General features: G+C 32.7%; 19 protein-coding genes and 1 pseudogene. 4 read left to right on the top strand and 16 right to left on the bottom strand.

The genetic code is table 11. From position 1 onward, the window contains the following. Positions 1–84: 84 nt before the first annotated feature. The 6 genes from I5776_RS01165 to I5776_RS01140 all read right to left on the bottom strand — a co-directional run bounded on the left by I5776_RS01165 (position 85) and on the right by I5776_RS01140 (position 6767). Entirely contained in the window at positions 85–909 is an 825-nt protein-coding gene (locus I5776_RS01165) for an abortive infection family protein (RefSeq protein ID WP_202778611.1), read from the bottom strand. 699 nt (positions 910–1608) lie between these two features. After that, positions 1609–2046 carry a hypothetical protein gene (locus I5776_RS01160; RefSeq protein WP_202778610.1) on the bottom strand — a complete coding sequence of 146 codons (438 nt, stop codon included), beginning with the start codon at positions 2044–2046 and terminating at the stop codon, positions 1609–1611. An 87-nt stretch (positions 2047–2133) separates the two neighbouring features. After that, entirely contained in the window at positions 2134–3321 is a 1188-nt protein-coding gene (locus I5776_RS01155) for a Ger(x)C family spore germination protein (RefSeq protein WP_055737869.1), read from the bottom strand. Further along, entirely contained in the window at positions 3299–4825 is a 1527-nt protein-coding gene (locus tag I5776_RS01150) for a spore germination protein (RefSeq protein ID WP_202778609.1), read from the bottom strand. The genes I5776_RS01155 and I5776_RS01150 overlap by 23 nt, the downstream gene beginning before the upstream one ends. Further along, positions 4822–5874 carry an endospore germination permease gene (locus tag I5776_RS01145; RefSeq protein ID WP_108073209.1) on the bottom strand — a complete coding sequence of 351 codons (1053 nt, stop codon included), beginning with the start codon at positions 5872–5874 and terminating at the stop codon, positions 4822–4824. The genes I5776_RS01150 and I5776_RS01145 overlap by 4 nt, the downstream gene beginning before the upstream one ends. Before the next feature lie 308 nt (positions 5875–6182). Then, complete coding sequence (locus I5776_RS01140; RefSeq protein ID WP_055737866.1) at positions 6183–6767, bottom strand: hypothetical protein; 585 nt, start codon at positions 6765–6767, stop codon at positions 6183–6185. A 240-nt stretch (positions 6768–7007) separates the two neighbouring features. On the opposite strand from I5776_RS01140, the gene I5776_RS01135 reads away from it, so the two are divergent. From I5776_RS01135 to tnpC, 3 genes and pseudogenes are all read left to right on the top strand, one after another. After that, positions 7008–7202 (top strand): hypothetical protein, encoded by a 195-nt coding sequence (locus I5776_RS01135; RefSeq protein WP_055740709.1) that lies wholly within the window; start codon positions 7008–7010, stop codon positions 7200–7202. Further along, on the top strand, positions 7199–7552 hold the full coding sequence (tnpB, locus tag I5776_RS01130; protein WP_202778608.1) for an IS66 family insertion sequence element accessory protein TnpB: 354 nt from the start codon (positions 7199–7201) through the stop codon (positions 7550–7552). The genes I5776_RS01135 and tnpB overlap by 4 nt, the downstream gene beginning before the upstream one ends. A gap of 99 nt (positions 7553–7651) precedes the next feature. After that, positions 7652–9245 (top strand): annotated as a pseudogene (gene tnpC, locus I5776_RS01125) (IS66 family transposase). Between the two features lie 406 nt (positions 9246–9651). On the opposite strand, the gene I5776_RS01120 reads toward tnpC, so the two are convergent. From I5776_RS01120 to I5776_RS01100, 6 genes are all read right to left on the bottom strand, one after another. Further along, positions 9652–11559, bottom strand: coding sequence for a TnsD family Tn7-like transposition protein (locus tag I5776_RS01120; protein ID WP_202778607.1), 1908 nt, complete (start codon positions 11557–11559; stop codon positions 9652–9654). 49 nt (positions 11560–11608) lie between these two features. Next, positions 11609–13366, bottom strand: a complete 1758-nt coding sequence (locus I5776_RS01115; protein WP_202778606.1) for a DUF2326 domain-containing protein — start codon at positions 13364–13366, stop codon at positions 11609–11611. Beyond that, complete coding sequence (locus I5776_RS21755; protein WP_425490318.1) at positions 13359–13550, bottom strand: ABC-three component system middle component 6; 192 nt, start codon at positions 13548–13550, stop codon at positions 13359–13361. The genes I5776_RS01115 and I5776_RS21755 overlap by 8 nt, the downstream gene beginning before the upstream one ends. Positions 13551–13578: 28 nt before the next feature. Beyond that, positions 13579–13953: an ABC-three component system middle component 6 gene (locus I5776_RS01110; protein WP_202778605.1), complete on the bottom strand. Its 375-nt coding sequence runs from the start codon at positions 13951–13953 to the stop codon at positions 13579–13581. Continuing rightward, positions 13950–14708, bottom strand: coding sequence for an ABC-three component system protein (locus I5776_RS01105; protein ID WP_202778604.1), 759 nt, complete (start codon positions 14706–14708; stop codon positions 13950–13952). The genes I5776_RS01110 and I5776_RS01105 overlap by 4 nt, the downstream gene beginning before the upstream one ends. Before the next feature lie 217 nt (positions 14709–14925). Continuing rightward, positions 14926–15618: a M28 family metallopeptidase gene (locus tag I5776_RS01100; RefSeq protein WP_202778603.1), complete on the bottom strand. Its 693-nt coding sequence runs from the start codon at positions 15616–15618 to the stop codon at positions 14926–14928. A gap of 83 nt (positions 15619–15701) precedes the next feature. Here I5776_RS01100 and I5776_RS01095 point away from each other — a divergent pair, with 83 nt between their 5' ends. Then, positions 15702–17312 (top strand): hypothetical protein, encoded by a 1611-nt coding sequence (locus I5776_RS01095; RefSeq protein ID WP_213085690.1) that lies wholly within the window; start codon positions 15702–15704, stop codon positions 17310–17312. A gap of 46 nt (positions 17313–17358) precedes the next feature. Here I5776_RS01095 and arsC read toward each other — a convergent pair whose 3' ends face one another. The 4 genes from arsC to I5776_RS01075 all read right to left on the bottom strand — a co-directional run bounded on the left by arsC (position 17359) and on the right by I5776_RS01075 (position 20814). After that, positions 17359–17781, bottom strand: coding sequence for an arsenate reductase (thioredoxin) (arsC, locus tag I5776_RS01090; RefSeq protein ID WP_202778601.1), 423 nt, complete (start codon positions 17779–17781; stop codon positions 17359–17361). Between the two features lie 27 nt (positions 17782–17808). Continuing rightward, positions 17809–18864, bottom strand: a complete 1056-nt coding sequence (gene arsB, locus I5776_RS01085) for an ACR3 family arsenite efflux transporter (RefSeq protein WP_202778600.1) — start codon at positions 18862–18864, stop codon at positions 17809–17811. 21 nt (positions 18865–18885) lie between these two features. Then, positions 18886–19233 (bottom strand): ArsR/SmtB family transcription factor, encoded by a 348-nt coding sequence (locus I5776_RS01080; protein ID WP_202778599.1) that lies wholly within the window; start codon positions 19231–19233, stop codon positions 18886–18888. 216 nt (positions 19234–19449) lie between these two features. Beyond that, positions 19450–20814, bottom strand: coding sequence for an NAD(P)-binding domain-containing protein (locus tag I5776_RS01075; RefSeq protein WP_202778598.1), 1365 nt, complete (start codon positions 20812–20814; stop codon positions 19450–19452).

Raw genomic sequence — 20814 nt, 5'->3', positions numbered from 1 at the left:
TATTAATACCCATTGTATTATGTTAAAAGCCAGAAACCACAAATATTATAGCTTGATTTTCACAGTGAAATCCTATCTTAATATTTATATTCTTTCTTTTAACTTACTTAATAAAAACTCGGAGATTAACCCCATACTCTCAATTGCAGACTTAGCCTCAATGTCGGTAACTGTAGGCAAAAAAGGACGCCCGTGACCGGTCCCCTGTTTATTTCGCAAATTGTTCACTGCACACCCTAACTCGTACAGGCTTATTTCCAAGCGAGACGTTACTTCACTTGCTCCTTTAGAATTGGGAGTGGACAACCCTAAAAGATGAAAGGCTAGCCCCAATAAAGTTGGAAAGTTACTTTGCTGATACTTTCCTAACAACCTTGTGATAACATATGCAGCAACAGCCTCTAATAGGTCCTTACTTGTCCCTGTTAACAATGCTGCATCTGACGCGCCTTTTTTTGCACGTCGAATATAACCCTCCAATGCTTCTTCCATTTCTATATCGGATAGATTATCCAATACAACTGGGGTTACCATTCCATCAGTTGCTAACATGATCCCTTCGATCTTTAATGAGTTTTGAAGATTTCGTATGGATTCATAACCAACAAAGTTTGGGGAACTTTCACGAAATCCACCATGTCCTCTTATTAACGAAAGAAGGGAACTAAGAAATTTTTCTCCCGTTTCTTGATCGAATTCCAATGCCCAATTCAATACAGCATTTACTCTTTTGGCTTTACCTACATTAGTATTTTGGCCATTTAACTTCGGATCACCTTTATCCAATTCGTGACGAAGAATAATATTATCAAGATCTGCATGACTAGGTTTACGAGTTACAACTAAAGCATCATCCACTACTTGTGAAATAGCAACGGCAATTTCATCATTTAAGGGTATTTTCTTCATGTATTTATATCTTCCTTTATTTAGAAATATTAGTTTCGTATATAAATATTATAACATTTCGGAATCTTTCTCCTGAAGATATCTTTAACTAAATTTACTTAAAAGATATCGGTCTATTCCATTATATAAAGGTGAGTTTTAGTCCCAAAATAAACAATTACATTTATTAAAAATACCGTTATTTAAATCTAATAGAATATCGTCAAAATTGTCATTTTGATTAACCTTTTAACTATCGTTTTTATTTTTCTTGGATTTAGAATTAAAGTGAGCTTTTATTCAAACCTTATATAAAATATAGGGGAGAAACATTTGATGATTAAATATAGATATCTTCTTTAGACAAGAAGGTGTTTGAAAGTGGGGAAGGATCGATTTTTACCAATTATATAAAATGGCCAAGTAATTAAATTATTACTGGCCATTTTTTTTCAATCCATATTTGTAAAAACTATAAAAACTAAAATACAACTTTAATTCACATAATACAACTTTAATGCTCAGAGTAAATCTTTAATTCACTTGTACAACATTTGTTGCTTTGAAATAAAGTTTGATCAAAAATATCACACAAACCCTAATTTTACAACGAATATAAAGAATCCATTTTGAAAAAAGATTGATTAAAATGGATTCTTTATCAGCAGATTCAAGTGTCGTTTTTATAAAAAAGTTTGATCATTTCGTAGTGGTGTTAATCTAGTAAGCATATACAACTAATTTAATTACATAACTCAAATTCACTGCCCTTTTTGCTTCAGCGTAGGCGTTTAATTTCCTGAATTCAGATTGATGGTCTTCTAATCCTCTTAGAACATCTATTTCAAGAGATATCCTTGGAGTTACACCCTTATTATTAATATCCAAGTTAGCCTCGAATTCTTTCATTGACTTCGCTAGAATATCCCATTCAGATTCTGAATAATGTTTTGTAGCAATGTATGCTTTCTCTATCACACTTCCCACAGTAATATTTAAAGTTAAATTCAAACTAATACCTTCTAATTCTCTATAAAAATCTTGAAGTAGTTTTTCTTCCAACCTATCTATTAAACCTTGTCTAATTTCTTCATTTAATTTTGCTTGTTCATTCTCCCAACAAAAAATAATGGAGAACCCAAATAAAGCAACATCCACGCCTAAGCATTTTACCTCTTGAAATTTATATGGACCCTCTATAATGGTTTAAAACATGATGTTAAACATCGACTTAAAGCCATCCAATTATGGATGGCTCGGATATTTTCTCTTAATTAAGGTGGGCTTGTTCCTTTGTTTTCCAGCATCTATTATTTTTAAATTAATGTCAATATTATTAATTGAGTGATTATTCAACGGTATTTTTCCATCATGTTGTATTCTTTTCCAAGTGGAATAATTCTTTATGTAAAGTACGTTTGAAAGACGATATATATCAGAATCCAGTTTCAGACCTTCTAAATAAGTATCCATTATTTCTTTTTTAATTTTCCTTTTAGCCTCAGAACTTATTTCCTCTAATGAATTAGTTCGTCTTACTTTATTTATATGTACTTTAGCTTTAATTTTAACATCAAATTTAACCTCATTATGTTTTATGACCGGAGTTACCTTTACATGTAAGTTCCTTAATAAAAGACCCATACCTTCCTTGCCTTTTATAGTTATTTCTGATCTTTGAAAATCCTTATTCATCCATCTATATCCTTTAGCTTTACTGTTACTAAGATACCCTTTCAAATTGTCATTAGTGATAATACCTAATCCGTTTAATATTGCTGCATCCATGTGTTTAGAATCAGCTTCCCATGATTGGTGATTTCCTGAAATAATTGGTAATACTATTTCATTTGGTGGACGGTTATTTAAAATAATTAATCTTCTTAAATCAATAGGTCGGATATAGGAAAATTGTTTAAAACTAGGTTCTGGATCACTAAGGCGTGAAAGATCTGTAGACATTCCAATATTCGGCATGGCATGAAGTATATTAGGAATGGAATCTTCCGTTAGATATATCCATATTTGATAATAAGTTTCAACATACCGATCTAATATATCTGTAATGGCTTGTAAGCCTCCTTGTTTCAAAACATTTTCTGTGAAAACAATGTATGCAATATGCCCCCAGAAAAGTCTTCTTTGAGTTGTCTGATAGATATTAAAGATGGCTTCTTCCACGGTATTTCCTGATGCATGACCAAGTTCTGCTGTAACTTGGTTATTGCTACCTCCTGCCTCGCTTTTTGCAAGTAGTCCTAAATTAATGATTTGTAAATATGCTATATATTTACCGTCTTTATAGTCAAGACCTATAGAATGTATGTAAACCATTCTTTCCGTTTGTTTCACATCCCAGCATCCAGAAAGAAATACTGTAGTTAAAATGCTCAATAAAAGAAAAAATTGATTAGCTTTTCTTTTTATTTTCATTTTCTTCACCTGTTCTAGTAATGTCATTTAATTCGAGCGCTTTTGGCCTTTTTGTGTATTTTGTGCTAGGAATTTTAATAATTGTTTTAATAAAATCAGATATATTTAGTAGGCTAATTCCCTCCAAATAAGAAACACCAAATGTATTTATTCTGCCGATATATGCACAAATAACAAATATTGCTGTAAACATGCCAAAAAAACCGAATAAAGAAGAGAATATAATAATAAAAAGACGTGTAAGAGAGAATGTTCCAATTAAAGATTGGTCATTTAGATTAAACGTGGATAATGTGGAAAGAGCTATTACAACGACGGTAACCGGACTAGCCAATCCAGCACTTATTGCAGCATCTCCAATTATTAATCCACCAACTACACTAAGAATTTGACCAATGGACATAGGTAATCGTAATCCCGCCTCTTTAAAAAGTTCAAATAAAAGTAACATAAGAATAACTTCAATGGATAATGGTAATGGAACTCCTTTTCTTGATTCGACAACGGTTGCTAATAATGAGATTGGGAGTTGATCTTGATGAAATGAGGTTAAAGAGACCCATATGCCTGGTAGTATAGCTGACAAGAAAAGTCCAGATATTCTTATCAATCGTTGAAATGAACTGAAGATGTATGATACTTCTTTATCTTCACTTCCTTTAAGTAGCAAAAAAAGGTTAATAGGAGTAATTAAGGCAATAGTGACACCATCAATTAGGATAACAAACCTTCCATTTAATAATGTTTGCACAGCGAAATCTGGCTTACCAGTATACTGGTGTCTTGGAAATACTGCATAAGGAGTGTTATTGAACGTTTCTTCTAATTGTTGGGTAGTTACAAGTCCGTCGATATCAATGGTAGAAAGTCTATTTTTTATTTCTTTAAGTACATTCATATTTGCGATATCATCCATATAAAGAATAGCAACTTTCGTTTGGGAACGTTTACCTATCGTTGTTTGTTCAAATGCAAGTGAAGATGTGCGTAATCTTTTCCTGATTAAAGAAATGTTAACATTGATATCCTCAATAAAGTTATCTCTAGGACCTTTTACAGTTGCTTCAGTGGCAGTCTCTTCAGGCTTTCTTTGAGGACGTTCTGATATATCAATCGTAAAAAGTTTTCCATTGATTCCAAAATCGATTAATAATTTTCCGGCGAATATATCCGTTATTGCAACCTCTAAATTATCAATTACATCCAAGGTTGGGATATGTAGATAGTTGCGTATCTGTTCCTCAGTGATTTCGCCTTTATGTACGAAAAAAAAATGATCAATTGACTGAGGAACAGTATTGTATAATATTTCAGTATTGACTAGTCCCGAACAATATATATATGTAATTTGATGATGTATATAAGTAGTTGAGGAAAATTGTATATCCGGACATTTTTTTAGAACATTTCTTAATACTCGTTCACTAATTACGGTGCTCTTTTTATTATTATCATTACTTATTGATAAATTTTTTTGTAGGGATTTTTTTTTGAAAAACTTCATACATTTATTCTCCTTTTATGTAGTACTAAAATAAATAAGGATAATAGAAGTAAAAAACTGATTAAAAAGTAAGTCGTAAAAGGTAGTAGGATATTCCATAAAACATTCGAATAATGAATATCACTGATGGGATAAACGGCATATCCAATTACGATAAATAAAATTACAAATAGACACCATTTTGAATATAAATTAATTTCTAATAAAACTTCTTTTATCGTATAAAAGAATAAGGAAATGCGAATAAATGCACCTGCTAACCATTGATACAAAGCTAAAAAACTCACATGTTCAATAAAATCCCCTATAGAAACTAATCCCCATTCTTCAAATGCTGGGAAACGTTGATAGGATGCTTCAACCTCATCAAATTCCGTTATTGCTCCTATTAATGGTCCTAATGTAAGCCCCATTAATATGAAAGACGTTATAAAGAGATGTCGAAATTTAACTGGAGTATTAATTCTCTTTTTTAAAAATAAAAAAAGCATAAGTTCAGTCATTCCGGAATAGGGAAAAATAATACTTTTTAATATGGGCCTATATCCATTTTCAAAAATAGGAAGTAATAGTGAATAATCTTTGTGTTCCATATTTGTAAAAGCAACGAAAAACCCAAGACAGACAACGAAAATGAGTAATAAGATATTAATGATACTTATCGTTCCTAGTTTTGATCCTCCAAAATATAGGCAAACAATACTGAAAATACATGCTACTATCCATTTTGGGGTTTCAGGAAGATATCCAACATTAATTAACGCAATAGTTTCTCTTAATGTGATAGCACTTAAATTTATTAAAAAGAGAATAAAGATTATTCCCAAAATAATAATAATTTTTTTGTTTACTTTAAATCGTAGCCACTCAAAAATTCCCTCATTATTAATTGACTTTTGCAAAACTAAAAGAAGTATAATCCAGACTAAGGATAATAAAAATGATAGAATTACACTGATCCATGAATCTTTTCCTGCATGTTGCACAAGAGGGGATATTACAAATACATGATTGTTTAGACCTATCACTGTTATTAGAATAAGCATCATTTGCTTATTTGTAATGGAATCAAGTGTATTAATACTAGCACCTCCTTTTTTTGAATATTATTTTAAAAAAAGGAGAAATTTATTCGTTTTTTTATATAAAATCATAGGTAGACTCAGGAAAATACATAAACTTAATTCTTTGGAACATTTCAATATTAATTTTAATAGGCATAATTTTTCACAATATTTTTGAGAACCACAGCTTTTTTCATTGTTCCATTAAATCAAATGTTAGTTATCTTATTTATTTTGCGTGGTAGAATAAAAAAATAAAGCCCAGTATTCCAAGCTTTATCTATCTTAAATACTTATGAAGTTAGGTAGCATTTTTTACATAATGTTTTCCATCTATTTTCAGCATTTAACCATCTTTTTTTATGACATGAGGGACAAGGAATTCTTATCTTATGTAATTCCCATTTCAACTTTTCCCCGTTAAAAACGTACTTTTCATTTTCGTTTGAAGGATTAGGGATTTTTTTTACTCCTGCATCAATAATGCATTTCTGACAATAAAGTTTATTATCAAATTTAATTAGTTTTACAAACTTAATTCCTTTCAGTTCCCCGTCTATCACACCACAAGAACTACAAACAAGTCCATTTAATTTGTTCTGATAAAGTTTAATATTAATTTTACATATGTATTCATTATAACCATCATAGTAACGAACATCTGGAATAATCTTTGAACAACAATAGCAGTTTAATTCCTTTGTTCCAGATGGATAGGTAAATTCATAACCCGAACTGCCTTTCTTATCCGACTTAAGTTCAGCACTACCCAAAACATTTAAGACATTGTTAAATCCACAATGAGGGCATATTATACTGAATTGGTCTGTTCTACAATCCTTACAATCACATGGTCTACCCCAATCACAATTTGGCATAAAGCACGAACTCCCTCCCTAAAATATTCTTTCTTTTAAGATAACATGTTAATAGATTCGGAAAAACATCTTTTTTCACATGGAATAAGGTGAAAATTACCGATATCCTCTCAATATAATTGTTCAGGAAATCACAGCTTTATGTACTATTAAAGGTAAGCCCCCATTCAAACCACGCATTTCAAACATATGGCACCACTTGGTATGATACTTATATCAATCAAAGGAGGTGCTTTTTCTATGCCACAACAAAAATTAACCATCGTCCCCGTCACACTTCATACCGAAAGTAAAAAGGATTTACCACCCACTTCTCCAAAAGAATCTTTAACTAGCATTTGCACAATCAAAATGGCAAACGTTGAAATCTCCCTTCATAGCGGCGTAGATGAGTACGTAATTCGAACCATTATGAGGGAGTTGAAACATACGTGAAGCACGATTATACAAATGTCAAAAACATTTACATTATTTGTGGAAAAACCGATATGCGTAAAGGAATTGATGGCCTTGCCACACTGATTCAAGATACATTCAAACTGGATCCATACGGCGATTCCATTTTCTTATTCTCTGGATGGAGTAAAGATCGTTACAAATGTTTATACTTTGATGGTGATGGCTTCGCCATGCTTTATAAGCGTTTGGATAACGGCAAACTACAATGGTCCAAGGATGAAAACGAAGTACGCAATCTTTCACAAAAGGAGGTTCGCTGGCTTCTAGAAGGATTATCCATTCAGCAGCCAAAAGCAATAAAATCATCACTGAAAGGGGCGTTCTAAATCTATCAAAACATTGATTTACAGCCGTTTTTAGCTTCATTTTTTTGTCCCAAATGGTATACTATAAGTAACGAAAACGGGCGAAAAGTGGTGAGACGAATGGTTAATGTTTCTTCAAATAATGGGGCACAATATGAAAAATTAATTCAGCTTCTTGAAACGCAATTGACCAATTCCAATCAACAAAACAATAGGCTTTCGGAAAAACTCGATAAAAGGCTTTAAACAGAACGAGGCATTAACCGAACAAATTCGTCAATTAACCAAAGCTTTATATGGTTCTAAATCAGAAAAATCAAAGTATCAAGTACCAGACGGTCAAGGCTCTTTATTTGAAGACGATCCGTCTTTTAACGATTCTGAGCAGACAGAAGAACAAAGCACAGAAACAGTTAGCTATACCGTTGTCCGTAAAGTATCAAAGAAAAAGAGAAACGATTCATTTAGCAACAATATTGAGATAGAAGAAATTCACCATCATCCAGCTAATACGCTATGTGATTGTTGTCTTCATCAAATGACAGAAGTAGGTACAACAATAGCACGTGAAGAAGCAAAATTCATTCCAGCTACAATGAAGCGTGTGCAACATATCGAGCATGCCTATGAGTGCACGGTGTGCAAAAAAGATACCACTCAAAAAGCACAAATCAAGCGTGGGAAAGCACCGCAAACTGCCATTCAACGTAGCATTGCAGGACCAACTGTTTTGGCTAAACTTATCTACGATAAGTTTATTCAGTACTTGCCTCTTTACCGCCAGGTGAAAGAATGGGAACGATATGGTCTACTTACAAATGATAAGAACCTATCTAACTGGGTTATTCGCGCTGCCGAAGATTGGCTTCAACCAATTTATGATTTGATGAAGCAAGTACTAACAGCCAAGTCAGTGCTCCATGTGGACGAAACCTATGCGCAAATCATTAATCGTTCCGACGGAAAATCCGGTCAATCGAACGCTTATAACTGGGTATGTCGTAGCGTACCAAGTCAAGGTCCTATCATTGTCCTTTTCAAAAGCGCCTTATCTAGAAGTCGAGCTGTATTAGAAGATTTGATAGCCGGGTTCAAAGGAACGGTGATTTGCGATGGCTATTCAGCTTACGGTCATTTACCTGACGTGCAGTTCGCCAACTGCTGGGCGCACACGAGGCGTTATTGGTTAAAAGCTGATAGTAAAAACGGGCGAATAGGCGTCGATTACTGCGACCGGTTGTATCAGATTGAGCGTAAAATTAAACACCTTTCGCCAGAAGAGCGCCAACAAATAAGACAAGAAAAATCGAAGCCCATCGTAGATGAATTTTTCGCTTGGATTGATCGCTCACCGTTCTTCGGTAAAAATGCGTTGGCGAAAGCAGCTGAATATACGTTGAGCCGAGCAGAAGGATTAAAAGCATTTCTTGATGATGGCCATTTAGAAATCGATAATAATCTTGCTGAAAATGCGATTCGTCCCAACGTAATCGGTCGCAAAAATTGGCTGTTCTCTGTAAGCGAAGCAGGTGCAAAAGCGAACGCTATTTGTCTAAGTTTAGCTGAAACAGTAAAAGCAAATGGTATCGATTTTTATCAATATTTAGTCAAGCTACTAACAGAGCTGCCAACTTTACCAATTCACCAGCAGTCGGATCTTTTACATAACTACATGCCTTGGTCAGAAAATATCCAAGCCACATGTGCAAAATAGCCAACTATCCGAAAAAAATATCAGATGGCTGGCTATTCGTTGTGCGTACCGTAAAGGTGCGCTATTTTTTTATATTTCGGGCTTACCTTTTTTCACGCTTTTTTTCAGGCTTTGCTCATACCTTTGCACTTGCTTTTGGACACAAAAAAACGAGGAAAACAGGAGGAAAGACTCCGATTTTCACTCGTTTTAGGGAACAACTCATTTGGCTGAGAATACATAATGTTTTGCTACGGAACGATTGAGTTTTCCGATAACAACATTTGTATACTAACAAAAAAGTTATATACAAAATTGTTTACATATAGTATTGAAATCGAGAAGCTTTATAAAATCCTAACAATAAAGTTCTTTACTCATTTTATAGTACACCATTTTTAAAAATACAATAAAGATGTAAACTGAATTAATTACTTGGAGGTTTGAACTTCTCATTATGGTGTTTAATCATTTTTAAAAGATAATTTGTTAAGGTTTCATTTGAATTTTTAGATAGCCCCACGTGAAATTTAACTTGGGTAAAAGAAACAGTTGAATTACAGTATCTATTATTCAGCACATAGATAATTCTTCGTTTTTGAAACTCCACTAATGACTCTTGAATAGACTGTAAATACTCGACCGTCAAAGGATATTGTTCTGTTTTTCTATATAGATTATTGCCAAGTAACTCGTACATTTGGTTTAAGGACTTTCTTATAATCCTATTATTTGCTTCCTCTAACCTAGACCATTTTTGATTTATCTGTTTAGCTTTCTTTAATAAGAATAAATCCCTTTCAGCGTAGTTTAACTTTTTAGAAACAGTGTTTCTACGTGCAGGTGAATTTTTAATTAACCAATCTTTATCATGTTTATTAAGCCAAACGTATACTTTCCTATTTATAGAACTTAATTCCTTACGTGGAAGAGAGGGATGACTTTTTCTTAACTTTATCCATTCTTCTCTATACTCTAAAGTCTTCTTTTTCTTATGTTCCACGTGTTGATTTTGTTCATCTAGTTGTCTCATATTAATAAGTTGATTAATTATTTTTGCCAACGCATTTCTGTTTAGCATCGTAATATCTGCTATGTCTTTCTTCATCATTTTATCTTCTACTAACTTTAGTAAAGATTTTTCCCATAAGGCTCCTCTTTTTATTACTCTATTATTAAAATTCTTGACTTGGGTTGGATCTATTTCTCCTTCCCTCAACCTATAAACATAACCACAATCACATACAAAATCACCTTGTATATTTCTTGTATTTTCATTCACAGATAAATCGAGTCTATTTACTTTAGGTTTCAAATAATGTTCAGACAAGGGGTTCATACAAATCCAGGGTTTTTGTCCAAAGGGTTCATATATATATTCCTTTTCAAAGAAATTTTTAACCGAGCCACTTAGCACCCTCATTACTAAAACATGTCTCAAGGGATGACAATATACCATTCTACTTTGGGTTGTTATTGTCTCAAGCCAATTACGCTTATCTAATAAATCAAAATTCGAGTTGAACAAATTGAGGATTTCTTCCGGATAAAAATCTAGCACCATTTCTCCCAAAAGCCTTTGTCTCTTGTTAAAAGGGAATCCTATTCCCTTTATCTTCATTAAAACCATATACTTTTCAAAAAGATATTGTTCGGATAATGATGAGAAATTTCTTCTCATCAAGTACTCTAAATCCTCAGATATATTTATTAATAAATCCATTATATTTTCTTTAAATTTGTGTCCTTTTCGATAGGCATCCTCTAATTTTGGTGTTATGAAGTTTACCTTTTTGAAATTCTTAAAATTCATGTAATGCTCAAGTAAAGGAATTTTATGTATATTACAAACAAAAATCCCTGGAATTTGATGTAATCGATTCCAAAAGCACTCACCAAATTCATTATATTGATTCATTAAACACTCAGGGCAGTAATAAAAATACTCTTTAGAACTAATATTTTGCGCATTAGATGAATATTGTTTAGGTAAGTAACTAGAATATAATACCTTACTCCCTCTTCTTGCATTTCTATCTAAATTCAAAGTGAAGTCATTGTACCAACTATTTTCCTTGAAGGGTCTCACAATTGGTATTTCGGTATGGTTATCAATGAAGTACTTCGATGTAAACTTATTAGAAAAAACGCTAATCTTTTTCACAAGACTAGGTAGATATCTTATATAAACTTCCTCTACTTTTCTAATTTTATTACTATTAAATAATTCTTCTAAAGTAGCACCTGGCCATTTATGGCCATTGTGGATATGATACCTAGCTACGATACTGTACAATGATTCATCGTTGTAAGGAGTTGGAAAGTAAGTAATCATCCTCTAACCTCCTTCAATCGTTAGAAAAAGGCTAGTCTCTCGAATAGCCCTATTCATCGATATCGTTTTTTTGGGGTGAAATTCTAAACCCTAATATTCCTCCGTCTTCGGAGTTATCAGTCAGCCGTAATCTAACATACGGGGTAAGTTCTTCATTCATAACAATCTTATCTGAATTTAGAAGGCAAATATATTGGAAACCATGACCTATAGACTCCTTTTTAGCAAGTTCAAGAGCAGAACGAACTTGTCTTTCATCTACAGGGTCAAAAATGCCACTATCATGAATCAATATTCCCGGAGTACAAAGTGATACACTCCATAATTGAGAAAGCATTAAATCATAGCAGAATACCTTCATATGTTCAATGCCTTCACTACCAGCCTTATTTATATGAACATTGAACTTAAATCCTGTTTCCGTTATGTCAATTAATAGTACTCCAGGCTCTGAATATAAAGCTTGAGAGTTCTCATTAAAAAGTTGAATAGCCTTTGTTCTTTGATCTAACCTTTCAAAGTAATCATTTCTTGCATCTTGTTGAAGTAATTCTTTCTCAATCTTCAAAGAACTCTTTCCCTTTTCAAATCGTTTTATATTATCAATAGCATTTTCTATTTCATTTATTTTTGAAATTTGCTCTAAATATTTTTGTTGTAACTTAGTATATTCTTCTAATGCACCAAAGTCATTTAATAATAACAAGTTATTCGCTCTTTCTTCCGAGTATTTCTTTATTCTCTCATCCCGTTCGTGAATTGCACTAGTTAATCTTTCTATTTCTAATTTAAGAAATTCCCTTCTATTTTTAACCACCTGATCGTGGAATTCCTCTACTTCATTCAGCTGTTTTTTTATTAGCTCTGGGAAATGTATTTCCGCCTCTTCAAAAATACTGATTATCATATTTTTTTGATTTTCTTCTTCTTCAAGATTTTTTTCATAAAACGTTATTAGTTTTCGATCGGAAATATTATCATTAGTATCTTGATGAATTAATGAAGTAAGTTTGTCAGCTCTTTCTTCAATCTTCTTATAATGGGGGTGAACTTTAAAACTGTCCAATTGTTTTTTAAACTCTTCGGCTTGAAAACTAAGCGTCACTTTTTGACCTTCTAATTCCCCTATTGTTCCCCCTATAATTCCTTTAACTAACCCAGCATTAGAGGCTTGTTTTAGCTGATCAAGAATTTTTTCTTGATCCTTTATTAATTGCCACTTACTTGCGTATTCCCAATTTAAATTCAACAAATAAGCATTACTAACCTGTATATCCCATTCTTTTTGTTGTGGAAAATGAGTAAATGGGTTTAAAAATGCCCCTTTTTTTCTTCTAATAAAGTAAGAAATAAGGCCGCGGAAACTCGGGCTGTATTTTAATTGTCGTTCTTCCAGATTTATGCCAAACATCAGGTGACCTAATACAGTTGTCCAATCTTTTACAGTAATATAATTCTTATTTTGTTTATCTTTTTTAAAAGATAAATTTAATTTATCTAGTTCCCCTTGGAGATAAATCTTGCCAGGATCGTTAACTTTTCTACTCACAGTTATTTCAGTCTTGCCTAAAATCATATCTATAAAAAAAATCCAGTCTGTAAGACTGTCATGCTTGAGTGTTTCTCCTTTTTTTGGAGTTGACCCAAGGCAGAAGTGGATAATTTCAATCAAAGTAGATTTACCAGCACCATTCCTTGAATCCTTTTCTGTCGATTCATCTGTTTTGTCAGCAAGAATTATATTAAACCCTTGCTCTAGTTCTACTCTTTTAAAGCACTCCTTATTTGCATAAATAGCCTTAATCATATCTGTTACACCTCTTTATTAAACCATCCTCAATCTTTATAGAACCCAATATAAATAATAAATCTAGAGATAATATAAAGTTGTTAAATGTATTTACTATTCTTTGTTTTCTCACCTTATCCCAAAGGTAACTAACAGTTATAGGCTTATCTAAACAAGAGATAATTTGTGCACTAATTCCCATTAGTGAATCGTTTGGTTTTATATATTTGTTAGGCCGTATCATTTTTTAAAACCTCACATATTTCCAATATGTACGGTATAAGAGCATCTTTTTTATTCAGTTTTCTTATCTCACAATAATTAATAAAATCAATGATGACAGATACCTTTTTTTTATCGTTTTGTTCTTTTTCTTTTATTAAAATCAGTTTCTCAATCCTATTTTCACTAAAATGGATAAGCCCTAGAACAAATAATAAGTCTAGTGCTAAAACAAATTGGTCAAAAGTTAAATCTTTTCTTTTATTGCTTATTTTCCCCCACAACAGGTTCATATTCATTGGTTCAATTAGTAAGCTTAATGTGAGTGCTGCAATACCTAATAACGTATTATTCAATTTAATATACTTATTAGGAAATATCATTTTTCAAATACCTCACAAATATGAAAAAGATAAGTTAGGACCGCTATTCCTGCAGCATGTCTTTTTAAATCTACCCTTTTTGGACATGCAAAATTAATTAGTGCTAAAAATAGGTCATCACCGTTTAAATTTTCATTCTTTAATTTTAAATATTCATTCTTAAAACCACTTGATAGCTTATCAGCAAAGCTCGGGATAATTTGGTTAATTCTTTCAACGTAAGTACTTACTGCAGCGAATTGAACCATTCCCATTAATAAAAATTGATGTGTTATATCACCAAGATTATTTTTTTCCATCTTTTCCTTTGGTGGAATAACTTTATAGTCATTTGTATTGGTTGGCTTAAAATCATTACCTACAATAGCTTCGGTAACTTGTTCAAGTTCGGTAAATGTAACTTGTATCATTGCTTCCCTAAGCTGTAAATCTACCTTTGCCTCTAAATCTTTTTTCCATTGTCGAATTTGCTCTACCGTATACGTATTACTTTGAGCATCAATTAGATCGTGATGAACTCCGCACAATAATACCCAATTTTTGTAGCTATCCCTTTCTTTTTCTGTTAGCTTTAGATTGGGTCTTGGTCCATCATTACTATGAGCTTCTATGTGAGCAATTAAACCTAAAACCGCTGGTTCATCAAAGTCGGTTTCTTTTGCAACACATCGTGTAGTACACCCAGGAAATGCACACATTCCTGCGGAAAGCATAAATAAAAGCTTCACATCTTTTTGAGGATACTTCCTAGCCATTTTAGTACAACTCCGATATTTTGATACTACAATTATCACTCAATAATATACGTTTGTCGATATAAAATTGCCAAATATCAGGAAAAAAGATTAATCAAAATGGAGTTATTTAGAATGAAATTATTTTAAAAAAGTTTGTTTTTTTATTTCGGCTTAATTCCCTAAGCACCCTTAGTTAGAGTATACAATTTTACAAATTGTAACTTTCTTAAAAGAATTATTTAATGACGTTTAATAATTCAACTAACAAATTAGTAACCTCTTGAAGCACGTTTACATGGGTTAATTCGTATGTATCGTCAGGAGTATGATAGGGTCTAAATTTCACCGTACTTGTTCCAGTAATTAAGAAGTTAAATAATCCCTTTGCTTTTGATTCATTTACTTTGATGGAGACTCCCATATCCCTGCTTATTGACATCAAACTATTAATAATATTCTTATCTTCCCAATGGTAACTTACGTTTAGACTAAAATATGGCGTCCTACCAAGTCCATCAAGATATATCGTTTTTGAAAGAGGAAAAGGCGGGTTCGAAATTAAATGTTTTTCCCCCCATAAATCGGATTCTTCGCCTGTTGTAAAAACTGTTAAAAGATTGAAGGGCAGTTTATGTGGTAAAGAGGCAATTTGTCTTGATACCTCTAAAATGGTTGCAACTCCTGCGGCATTGTCTCCTGCCCCCTCAAAACGATGTCCTCCAGGATCATCACCTAAAAAGTCATAATGTGAAACCAAAGCAATTGTTTCCGTACTTTGACCTTCTCCTGGATAATACCCCATAACATTTTGACATTCTTTACTCGAAGTTTCGATTGGTAAATTAAACGTAACAATAGACCCACTTAGCCTTATTAATTCTGGTAATAAGGATGAACAGATTCTCAAAACAGGTATAAAACTATTCAATATCTCATAATTCCCCATAACTGATTTAAAAGTATTTTTAAATATTAATAAAGGGAAAGAGAAAAATTTGTCGAACTCAATACATGGATGATGAAAAAAGGGGTATTTACATGTTTGAAATAAAAAATCCATTTAGCCGAAAACGATATACATTAAAGCAGATATTTTATAAAAATTTCACTCGAATAGTTGTTCCGTTATTAAAGAAAATTCCATTAATGGAGGATTTAGAAAATAGACCCAAGTTTGTCCCACAGTTTATAATTCAACTAAGACAAATGTTAGAATATTGGGATGATGAAAGCTGGACAAATAATAATCCAAAAGGCGTTGAAGTGAATTTATTGTCACTATATGTTTCCGAATATGTACCTATTGAGGATATTAATAAATTAAATAAAGGGCTAAAAATGGTTTTTAAAACTTTTAAGCCAAAGCGTTTTAACATGAATGATATTTCACGTATTGATGATTTTTGTAATAAAGTTAGTCAAAGTATTCATGGGGAACGGTGGAGTAACTTTGGTCTTCTTGAAGTAGATAAGGGTTCAGATTTATCCGAATTTGTAAAGTATATTGAAGTTCATGCTACTCACGTTGCTTCTACGATAATCTTAGAGTTTATAATAACACCTTCTCAAAATTATATTAATGAAATTAAAAAACTTGTGGAAAAAAATATAGTTTCTGAAACAGTTTTAACCCCCACTTTTAAAAAATTTTTCTCATTCTGGGGGTCATCATCAAAACTAGGTTCAAATATAAAAAAAGGACTAATAGAGGACTTATTGTTAGAGTTAAAATGGAGAACCTTACAAGAAATAAGCAAATATTTTGATATGTACTTTTTTAAAAATAAATTAGTACCGCCAAGTATTGAAGTATATAGGGTAACTCAAACTTCTTGTAAATATAAGTATGGGGAAAATGAAAATATAAATGAGTTTTGGGACTCAATAGGAATGGGTAGATCTAATATCCGTGAAATATCAAAAGATGGATTTTGGCAATTGGTTGCAAATAGGGGAGACTCTAATTTAGATAGTTCTATTAAAATACTTTGTAATTCTGAAATACCAAGAAAATCGGGGTATCAATCTTTAGATTTTCAAATCATTTATCACGTTCGGGAATTATCCATGAACTTACTTCCAATATTGGTCATGAGAGATTATGCACTAGCCTTAAGTAAACAAATTGGAATTAGTCAGAAGAAAACCTTTTCCTCAATAAAAAAAGAAAATCCTAAATATAAAAAGTTGATAAATATTAGATATGAGTTAGAACAAAACTTACACTTACTTAAAAGATTCAAAAATGAAAAAGGGGAAAGAGAATTTGAAAGAGTAAAAAGGGATATTATGCATTGTTTAAATAATTTTGAACCGGCAAATCCAAAATTCAATGAAAAACGTTGGGCGGAGATTATTGTCGATAATACAAGATATCTTATAGATAGAACTTATTCATACTCTCAAAACTTTTCTAAAATTATAGATGACACTGTAAAATTACTTGAGATTAAAACAAATAACTCTTTACGTAAACGAACATTTTGGCTAACAATTATCACGGTAATTTTATCATTAATTGCAACTTCATTTGCAGGCATTTCATTATACTTACAATTAAATCAGGATACACATGATACTGTAACTAAGTTAGTAGACACTTTTAAGAATTTCTTTTTCTAAAGATTTACTGAAAAAGCCAAGAGATAACCTCCTGGCTTACTTACTTTTATTCCCCCGTTTCCGCAAAACGTTTAATACGTTGGCCTATTTCATCACGAACACGTCTGAAGGTCGCCCATTTTTCTTCTTCCGTCCCTTGGGCTTTGGCCGGATCATTAAATCCCCAATGAACTCGCTTTACTTTCGATGGTGTAATAGGACATTTATCTGCTGCATCACCACAAAGAGTGACAACTAAGTCAGCATTATTTAAAATTTCTGGATCAATAATATCAGAAGTTTGACCCGATATATCAATTCCTACTTCTTTCATTACTTTTACGGCATGTTGGTTTAATCCATGTGCCTCAATACCAGCACTTTTAACAGCCCATTCATCCCCTAAATATTCTTTAGCCCATCCCTCCGCCATTTGGCTTCTGCATGAATTTCCAGTACATAAAAAGTAAATGTTTTTTTTATTTTCCATATCCATTCCTACCTTTATATTTTGAATTTATGCTATTTGATTACTGAAAAATTTCTTTTTAAACCATAGCGCTACGTTTACCAGTGCTATCATTACAGGAACTTCCACCAATGGACCTATGACTGCAGCAAAAGCAGCACCTGAATGAATTCCAAAAACTCCAACTGCAACAGCGATAGCTAATTCAAAATTATTACTTCCTGCTGTAAAGGCAAGTGTCGTAGTTACCGGATAACTCGTTCCCATTTTCCTTCCAAGGAAGAAAGATACAAAAAACATAACTACGAAATAAACTAATAGTGGGATTGCGATTCTTACAACATCCAATGGTAAAGATACAATCATATCTCCTTTTAAGGAGAACATTACAATGATTGTAAACAACAGTGCAATCAACGTAATCGGACTAATTTTAGGTATAAAGACTTTCTCATACCAATTTCGCCCCTTAGTCTTAACTAAAACAAAACGCGTAATCATTCCAGAAATAAAAGGTATTCCCAGATAGATAAGTACAGATTTTGCAACTTCACCAATGGTGATATTTATCGCAACTCCATGAATTCCGAACCACTCAGGAATTACGGTTACAAAAACATAAGCATATATCGAAAAGAACAATACTTGAAAAATAGAGTTAAACGCAACTAATCCTGCAGCATATTCGGCATCTCCTTTAGCAAGGTCATTCCAAACAATAACCATTGCGATACAGCGTGCTAAACCAATCATAATTAAGCCAACCATGTATTCTGGTTTATCTGGTAAAAAAATAATTGCTAATAAAAACATTAAAATGGGACCGATAATCCAGTTTTGTACAAGTGATAGAATTAGTACTTTGACATCTTTAAATACTCTACCAATTTCCTCGTAGCGAACTTTTGCTAATGGAGGGTACATCATTAGTATTAAGCCGATAGCTATTGGAATCGATGTTGTTCCTACCTGGAATTTATTTAACCCTGTAACTACACTTGGAAAGATAAATCCTAGTCCAATACCAATTGCCATCGCCAAAAATATCCAAAAGGTCAAATATCTATCTAAAAACGAAAGACGTTTTTTTTCTGTGTTGTTCATTCTTTTTCCCCCTTTTATTTCTTAGCAGTCACAAGTATAAGTTGGATTAACTTTTTCAATTTGTTGTATTTTTTCATCCTGGCCTGGGATCATTTCTGATATGAAATTAATCAGAGAGTAAAAATCATTATTTTTATTAAGTGAATAATAAATCCATTGTCCTTTTCTTGTTTCTTTTACTAATTCTGCATCCTTTAACTTTCGTAGATGCTGACTAATAGAAGGTTGACTCATATCAAAGACTACTTGTAATTCACATACACATAACTCTTTTTTCATTAATAACGCAATAATGGTTAGTCTAGTTTTATCACCAAGTAATTTAAAAACTTGTGCTGTTTTTTCTATCTCGACACTTGTTTTCTCCATTTTATCCTCCTTTAATTTGAAATTATATTATATGTGCTTAATACAACTATAATTATATAAGCATATGCTTATGTATCACAAGCAAAATTCATTAAATTAATGTAACCTTTACAATTCATTAATACACTCCCCAATTGTCTTCATTACGTGCTTTTATTTCTTTGTAAGTTCCACATAATCAAAAACCAGTCCTATATCAGACTGGTTTTTCATAATTTAACCACAACAAGAATTATTTTTGACTTCTAATTTTATAGGCACTGGACTAGAGCAGCAAGAATTCACATTTGTATCCTCATCACAACAACTTGTACTGGTTGTAAAATTCGTTTTACATACTCCTGTTTTAGGTAACTCTAAATGCACTTCTTTTGCTTCCTCATAATCTCCTGTTAAATACGCTATAATCGAGCGTACTTGTTCATAACCTGTGGCAAGTAAGAACGTTGGCGCTCTTCCATAGCTTTTAATCCCCACAATATAAAAGTTCTTCTCTGGCTGTCTTAATTCTTGTTCTCCGTGGGGTCTTACCGTTCCGCAGCTATGAATATTGGGATCAATAAGTGGTGCAAGTGCTTCAACACTTTCGACCGCAGAATCCATACTTAATCTAATCTCGCTTAAAAACGATGTATCTGGTCTAAATCCTGTGCTGACAATTACTTCATCGATTCCACGAATGATGAATTCTTCACCGTTCAGATCCCCTATTACACTGATTTTTCCATTTTTTTCACGTAAAACATTTATATAATAAGGAGTGACAATTTTTAATTGCTCTGATTCTACTAATTTCTGAAGTAGGATGCCTAGTTCCCCTCTTGCCTGTAAAGCGTCATTTTCTTGACCGCCATAAACTTCGTGAAGATTTTTCTTTCGAAGGACCCAGGTAATCGTCGTATCCGTATACTTATCTTTCAGTTCCGCTAATTCAAGCAGAGCATTAATCGCTGAGTGTCCACTTCCTACGACCAGCACATTTTTGTTTTGATAACGGTTTTCTAATTCATGTACGTTCGGAATTCCGTAATAAATACGATCTCTTAAACTTCGTTCTGCTTTTGTCCAGATACCATTAGATAAAGCAGGATTAGGTGTTTTCCATGTACCAGATGAATCTATGACTGCTTTTGCTTGAAATATTTTTATTTCTCCCTTTACCTCAACATAAAGCTGAAACGGAACGTTTTCTCGATTGGCTGATTTTAACTTGTCGATTCCTTTTCTCGCTACACTAATGACTTCAGCATTCAAGGTAATATGGTCTTTTAATTCTGGAAGATTGCTCAGTGGCAACAAATACTCTTCCACCAATTCACGACCTGTCGGTAACAAGTCTTTATTTGGTGAAGTCCATCCCGTTTTTTCAAGCAATTCTTTCGCTGCTTTATCCACGTTATATTCCCAAGGAGAAAACATTCTCACGTGTCCCCATTCGAGCATACTTGAACCAACTGTTTCTCCTGCTTCGAACAGTATAAATTCCTCACCTTTTTTCACTAATTGAGCAGCAGCTGCTAGTCCCACTGGACCTCCTCCAATGATTGCAACCGGAAGAGCATTATTTTGTAATTGACCCAT

The sequence above is a fragment of the Heyndrickxia vini genome (genome assembly GCF_016772275.1).
GTDB lineage: Bacteria > Bacillota > Bacilli > Bacillales > Bacillaceae_C > Heyndrickxia > Heyndrickxia vini.
Note: the sequence above shows the minus strand (reverse complement) of the source record. Positions and strands in the feature narration are given on the sequence as shown.

Coding starts and splice junctions, on each gene's coding strand:
- I5776_RS01165 (WP_202778611.1), bottom strand. CDS start 909: ATGAAGAAAATACCCTTAAATGATGAAATTGCCGTTGCTATTTCACAA.
- I5776_RS01075 (WP_202778598.1), bottom strand. CDS start 20,814: ATGGGTCAATTACAAAATAATGCTCTTCCGGTTGCAATCATTGGAGGA.
- I5776_RS01135 (WP_055740709.1), top strand. CDS start 7,008: ATGCCACAACAAAAATTAACCATCGTCCCCGTCACACTTCATACCGAA.
- I5776_RS01095 (WP_213085690.1), top strand. CDS start 15,702: ATGGATGATGAAAAAAGGGGTATTTACATGTTTGAAATAAAAAATCCA.
- arsB (WP_202778600.1), bottom strand. CDS start 18,864: ATGAACAACACAGAAAAAAAACGTCTTTCGTTTTTAGATAGATATTTG.
- arsC (WP_202778601.1), bottom strand. CDS start 17,781: ATGGAAAATAAAAAAAACATTTACTTTTTATGTACTGGAAATTCATGC.
- I5776_RS01115 (WP_202778606.1), bottom strand. CDS start 13,366: ATGATTAAGGCTATTTATGCAAATAAGGAGTGCTTTAAAAGAGTAGAA.
- I5776_RS01150 (WP_202778609.1), bottom strand. CDS start 4,825: ATGAAGTTTTTCAAAAAAAAATCCCTACAAAAAAATTTATCAATAAGT.
- I5776_RS21755 (WP_425490318.1), bottom strand. CDS start 13,550: ATGGGAATTAGTGCACAAATTATCTCTTGTTTAGATAAGCCTATAACT.
- I5776_RS01120 (WP_202778607.1), bottom strand. CDS start 11,559: ATGATTACTTACTTTCCAACTCCTTACAACGATGAATCATTGTACAGT.
- I5776_RS01105 (WP_202778604.1), bottom strand. CDS start 14,708: ATGGCTAGGAAGTATCCTCAAAAAGATGTGAAGCTTTTATTTATGCTT.
- I5776_RS01155 (WP_055737869.1), bottom strand. CDS start 3,321: ATGAAAATAAAAAGAAAAGCTAATCAATTTTTTCTTTTATTGAGCATT.
- I5776_RS01140 (WP_055737866.1), bottom strand. CDS start 6,767: ATGCCAAATTGTGATTGGGGTAGACCATGTGATTGTAAGGATTGTAGA.
- I5776_RS01080 (WP_202778599.1), bottom strand. CDS start 19,233: ATGGAGAAAACAAGTGTCGAGATAGAAAAAACAGCACAAGTTTTTAAA.
- I5776_RS01110 (WP_202778605.1), bottom strand. CDS start 13,953: ATGATATTTCCTAATAAGTATATTAAATTGAATAATACGTTATTAGGT.
- I5776_RS01145 (WP_108073209.1), bottom strand. CDS start 5,874: ATGATGCTTATTCTAATAACAGTGATAGGTCTAAACAATCATGTATTT.